Source organism: Stenotrophomonas sp. Ste96 (assembly GCF_024519495.1).
GTDB classification, from domain to species: domain Bacteria; phylum Pseudomonadota; class Gammaproteobacteria; order Xanthomonadales; family Xanthomonadaceae; genus Stenotrophomonas; species Stenotrophomonas bentonitica_A.
The window spans coordinates 1-5,560 of sequence record NZ_JALJRX010000018.1 but is presented as its reverse complement, the minus strand read 5'-3'; the positions used below and the strand labels follow the sequence as shown (position 1 = coordinate 5,560).

Annotated in this window: 1 protein-coding gene, 2 tRNA genes and 3 rRNA genes; all 6 read left to right on the top strand. The window is 53.4% G+C overall.

Annotated features, from left to right (window positions below; genetic code table 11):
* The coding region (locus tag OC373_RS18480; RefSeq protein WP_261998250.1) for a hypothetical protein at positions 1-228 on the top strand (228 nt) is incomplete at its 5' end.
* Between the two features lie 95 nt (positions 229-323).
* Positions 324-1,870 (top strand): 16S ribosomal RNA (locus OC373_RS18475).
* Between the two features lie 95 nt (positions 1,871-1,965).
* Positions 1,966-2,041: transfer RNA gene (locus tag OC373_RS18470), tRNA-Ala, on the top strand.
* A gap of 48 nt (positions 2,042-2,089) precedes the next feature.
* Positions 2,090-2,166 (top strand) — tRNA-Ile (locus OC373_RS18465).
* Positions 2,167-2,396: 230 nt separating this feature from the next.
* Positions 2,397-5,275, top strand: a 23S ribosomal RNA gene (locus tag OC373_RS18460).
* Positions 5,276-5,400: 125 nt separating this feature from the next.
* Positions 5,401-5,515, top strand: a 5S ribosomal RNA gene (gene rrf, locus OC373_RS18455).
* Together the 16S, 23S and 5S rRNA genes with 2 tRNA genes alongside form the textbook arrangement of a ribosomal RNA operon.
* Positions 5,516-5,560 lie beyond the last annotated feature (45 nt).

Below are 5,560 nucleotides of genomic sequence, written 5' to 3'. Positions count from 1 at the left end.
CACGACGAAGCAGCATCGGCAACAACGTTTCACTTCGGTGAAACGGCCTTGAAAAAAGGTGTTGACGAAGCGGAAAAGCCGGCTATAATGGGCGGCTCGCAACGACGGAAACGTCGGGGCACACGGAGGAAGGCGCTGAGGCCGACTCCAAAGTTCTTTGACAGTATGCGCAGGTATCTTGTGAAGGCGCCTGCAGGAAGGATGATTGTCCATCTTGCAGACGTTTGATCAAGCAACATATCAATTGTTTTAAAGCAAGCGAAACGTTGCCAGCGGTCAAGCATCTGCAGCTTTAAATTTTTAGTCCTCGGACTATGCGTTTTTAAGTGAAGAGTTTGATCCTGGCTCAGAGTGAACGCTGGCGGTAGGCCTAACACATGCAAGTCGAACGGCAGCACAGTAAGAGCTTGCTCTTATGGGTGGCGAGTGGCGGACGGGTGAGGAATACATCGGAATCTACCTTTTCGTGGGGGATAACGTAGGGAAACTTACGCTAATACCGCATACGACCTTCGGGTGAAAGCAGGGGACCTTCGGGCCTTGCGCGGATAGATGAGCCGATGTCGGATTAGCTAGTTGGCGGGGTAAAGGCCCACCAAGGCGACGATCCGTAGCTGGTCTGAGAGGATGATCAGCCACACTGGAACTGAGACACGGTCCAGACTCCTACGGGAGGCAGCAGTGGGGAATATTGGACAATGGGCGCAAGCCTGATCCAGCCATACCGCGTGGGTGAAGAAGGCCTTCGGGTTGTAAAGCCCTTTTGTTGGGAAAGAAAAGCAGTCGGCTAATACCCGGTTGTTCTGACGGTACCCAAAGAATAAGCACCGGCTAACTTCGTGCCAGCAGCCGCGGTAATACGAAGGGTGCAAGCGTTACTCGGAATTACTGGGCGTAAAGCGTGCGTAGGTGGTTGTTTAAGTCTGTTGTGAAAGCCCTGGGCTCAACCTGGGAATTGCAGTGGATACTGGGCGACTAGAGTGTGGTAGAGGGTAGTGGAATTCCCGGTGTAGCAGTGAAATGCGTAGAGATCGGGAGGAACATCCATGGCGAAGGCAGCTACCTGGACCAACACTGACACTGAGGCACGAAAGCGTGGGGAGCAAACAGGATTAGATACCCTGGTAGTCCACGCCCTAAACGATGCGAACTGGATGTTGGGTGCAATTTGGCACGCAGTATCGAAGCTAACGCGTTAAGTTCGCCGCCTGGGGAGTACGGTCGCAAGACTGAAACTCAAAGGAATTGACGGGGGCCCGCACAAGCGGTGGAGTATGTGGTTTAATTCGATGCAACGCGAAGAACCTTACCTGGTCTTGACATGTCGAGAACTTTCCAGAGATGGATTGGTGCCTTCGGGAACTCGAACACAGGTGCTGCATGGCTGTCGTCAGCTCGTGTCGTGAGATGTTGGGTTAAGTCCCGCAACGAGCGCAACCCTTGTCCTTAGTTGCCAGCACGTAATGGTGGGAACTCTAAGGAGACCGCCGGTGACAAACCGGAGGAAGGTGGGGATGACGTCAAGTCATCATGGCCCTTACGACCAGGGCTACACACGTACTACAATGGTAGGGACAGAGGGCTGCAAACCCGCGAGGGCAAGCCAATCCCAGAAACCCTATCTCAGTCCGGATTGGAGTCTGCAACTCGACTCCATGAAGTCGGAATCGCTAGTAATCGCAGATCAGCATTGCTGCGGTGAATACGTTCCCGGGCCTTGTACACACCGCCCGTCACACCATGGGAGTTTGTTGCACCAGAAGCAGGTAGCTTAACCTTCGGGAGGGCGCTTGCCACGGTGTGGCCGATGACTGGGGTGAAGTCGTAACAAGGTAGCCGTATCGGAAGGTGCGGCTGGATCACCTCCTTTTGAGCAAAGACAGCATCGTCCTGTCGGGCGTCTTCACAAGTAACCTGCATTCAGAGTTTCACGTCGGCCTGGCCGATGTGGATAGTCCCGTATATGGGGCCTTAGCTCAGCTGGGAGAGCACCTGCTTTGCAAGCAGGGGGTCGTCGGTTCGATCCCGACAGGCTCCACCACACGTTGCGTGTTTATCGACGCAAACGGCAATGAGCTGAACGGACATTGGGTCTGTAGCTCAGGTGGTTAGAGCGCACCCCTGATAAGGGTGAGGTCGGTAGTTCGAGTCTACCCAGACCCACCACTCTGAATGATTAGCGCATACAAAGAATTTATTACGGATCAGCATTGTGGCTGGTACGTGTTCTTTTAAAACTTGTGACGTAGCGAGCGTTTTGAGATTCTATCTTAGACGTGTCGTGAGGCTAAGGCGGAAGACTTAAATGTCTTCTTATTAATTGAGTCGTTATATTTCGTATCTGGGCTTTGTACCCCCAGGTCATATATGTAACCCAAGGCAACTTGCGGTTATATGGTCAAGCGAATAAGCGCACACGGTGGATGCCTTGGCGGTCAGAGGCGATGAAGGACGTGGCAGCCTGCGAAAAGTATCGGGGAGCTGGCAACAAGCTTTGATCCGGTAATGTCCGAATGGGGAAACCCACCCGCTTGCGGGTATCCTGCAGTGAATACATAGCTGCTGGAAGCGAACCTGGTGAACTGAAATATCTAAGTAACCAGAGGAAAAGAAATCAACCGAGATTCCCTGAGTAGCGACGAGCGAACGGGGACTAGCCCTTAAGCTGGAATGGTTCTAGAAAAACAGCCTGGAACGGCTGGCCATAGAAGGTGATAGCCCTGTATTTAAAAGGGCCACTCCAGTGAAGACGAGTAGGGCGGGGCACGTGAAACCCTGTCTGAACATGGGGGGACCATCCTCCAAGGCTAAATACTACTGACCGACCGATAGTGAACCAGTACCGTGAGGGAAAGGCGAAAAGAACCCCGGAGAGGGGAGTGAAATAGATCCTGAAACCGTGTGCGTACAAGCAGTAGGAGCTCGAAAGAGTGACTGCGTACCTTTTGTATAATGGGTCAGCGACTTACTGTTCGTGGCAAGCTTAACCGTATAGGGGAGGCGAAGGGAAACCGAGTCTGATAAGGGCGCATAGTCGCGGGCAGTAGACCCGAAACCGGGTGATCTAGTCATGGCCAGGGTGAAGGTGCCGTAACAGGTACTGGAGGCCCGAACCCACGTCTGTTGCAAAAGACGGGGATGAGCTGTGATTAGGAGTGAAAAGCTAATCGAACCCGGAGATAGCTGGTTCTCCTCGAAAGCTATTTAGGTAGCGCCTCATATGTATCCTCTCGGGGGTAGAGCACTGTTATGGCTAGGGGGTCATCGCGACTTACCAAACCATTGCAAACTCCGAATACCGAGACGGACTGTATGGGAGACACACGGCGGGTGCTAACGTCCGTCGTGAAAAGGGAAACAACCCAGACCCACAGCTAAGGTCCCAAATTCACTGCTAAGTGGAAAACCATGTGGAAAGGCACAGACAGCCAGGAGGTTGGCTTAGAAGCAGCCACCCTTTAAAGAAAGCGTAATAGCTCACTGGTCGAGTCGGTCTGCGGGGAAGATTTAACGGGGCTAAGCAGTGAACCGAAGCTTGGGGTGTGCATATTTATATGTACGCGGTAGAGGAGCGTTCCGTAAGCCGTTGAAGGTGGATTGAGAAGTCTGCTGGAGGTATCGGAAGTGCGAATGCTGACATGAGTAACGATAATGCGGGTGAAAAACCCGCACGCCGAAAGCCCAAGGTTTCCTTGCGCAACGTTAATCGGCGCAGGGTGAGTCGGCCCCTAAGGCGAGGACGAAAGTCGTAGTCGATGGGAAGCAGGTTAATATTCCTGCACCTCGCGTAAGTGCGATGGAGGGACGGAGAAGGTTAGGTGTACCCGGCGTTGGTTGTCCGGGGGAAAGGCGGTAGGTTTGGATCTTTGGCAAATCCGGGATCCTTTAAGACCGAGCACCGAGACGAGCCTTTAAGGCGAAGTCACTGATACCACGCTTCCAGGAAAAGCTCCTAAGCTTCAGCTTACGCAGACCGTACCGTAAACCGACACAGGTGGGTAGGATGAGAATTCTCAGGCGCTTGAGAGAACTCGGGTGAAGGAACTAGGCAACATGGCACCGTAACTTCGGGAGAAGGTGCGCCCTTTTTGGTGGCTCATGCGAGCTATAGCTGAAGAGGGCCGCAGTAACCAGGCCGCTGCGACTGTTTATCAAAAACACAGCACTCTGCAAACACGAAAGTGGACGTATAGGGTGTGACGCCTGCCCGGTGCTGGAAGGTTAATTGATGGGGTCAGCCGCAAGGCGAAGCTCTTGATCGAAGCCCCAGTAAACGGCGGCCGTAACTATAACGGTCCTAAGGTAGCGAAATTCCTTGTCGGGTAAGTTCCGACCTGCACGAATGGCGTAACGACAGCGGCGCTGTCTCCACCCGAGACTCAGTGAAATTGAAATCGCTGTGAAGATGCAGCGTTCCCGTGGCAAGACGGAAAGACCCCGTGAACCTTTACTATAGCTTTACACTGAACGTTGAGTTCGTCTGTGTAGGATAGGTGGGAGGCTATGAAACCATGGCGCTAGCTGTGGTGGAGCCATCCTTGAAATACCACCCTGTCGTGCTTGACGTTCTAACCTAGGTCCATAATCTGGATCGGGGACCGTGTATGGTGGGTAGTTTGACTGGGGCGGTCTCCTCCTAAAGAGTAACGGAGGAGCTCGAAGGTACGCTCAGCGCGGTCGGACATCGCGCACTGTGTGCAAAGGCATAAGCGTGCTTGACTGCAAGATCGACGGATCAAGCAGGTAGGAAACTAGGACTTAGTGATCCGGTGGTTCTGTATGGAAGGGCCATCGCTCAACGGATAAAAGGTACTCCGGGGATAACAGGCTGATACCGCCCAAGAGTTCATATCGACGGCGGTGTTTGGCACCTCGATGTCGGCTCATCACATCCTGGGGCTGTAGTCGGTCCCAAGGGTATGGCTGTTCGCCATTTAAAGTGGTACGCGAGCTGGGTTCAGAACGTCGTGAGACAGTTCGGTCCCTATCTGCCATGGGCGTTGGAGATTTGAGAGGGGCTGCTCCTAGTACGAGAGGACCGGAGTGGACGAACCTCTGGTGTTCCGGTTGTCACGCCAGTGGCATTGCCGGGTAGCTATGTTCGGAAGCGATAACCGCTGAAAGCATCTAAGCGGGAAGCGCGCCTCAAGATGAGATCTCCCGGGGCACAAGCCCCCTGAAGGAACCATATAGACTATGTGGTTGATAGGTCAGGTGTGTAAGTACAGCAATGTATTGAGCTAACTGATACTAATGATCCGTGTGGCTTGACCATATAACCTCAAGTTGCCTTGGCCGACATGACATGTCGATAGATCCCAAGTGCACGCTACGTCACAAGACTTACGAGAGGCAGGCGCCTTATCCGTTTCTTTAGGATGGCGACGCTCCAACTGTCTCCCTGGTGAAATTAGCGCTGTGGCACCACCCGATCCCATCCCGAACTCGGAAGTGAAACGCAGCTGCGCCGATGGTAGTGTGGCCTAAGCCATGCGAGAGTAGGTCATCGCCAGGGTTTTTACCCGAAAACCCCGCTGCTCACGCAGCGGGGTTTTCTTTT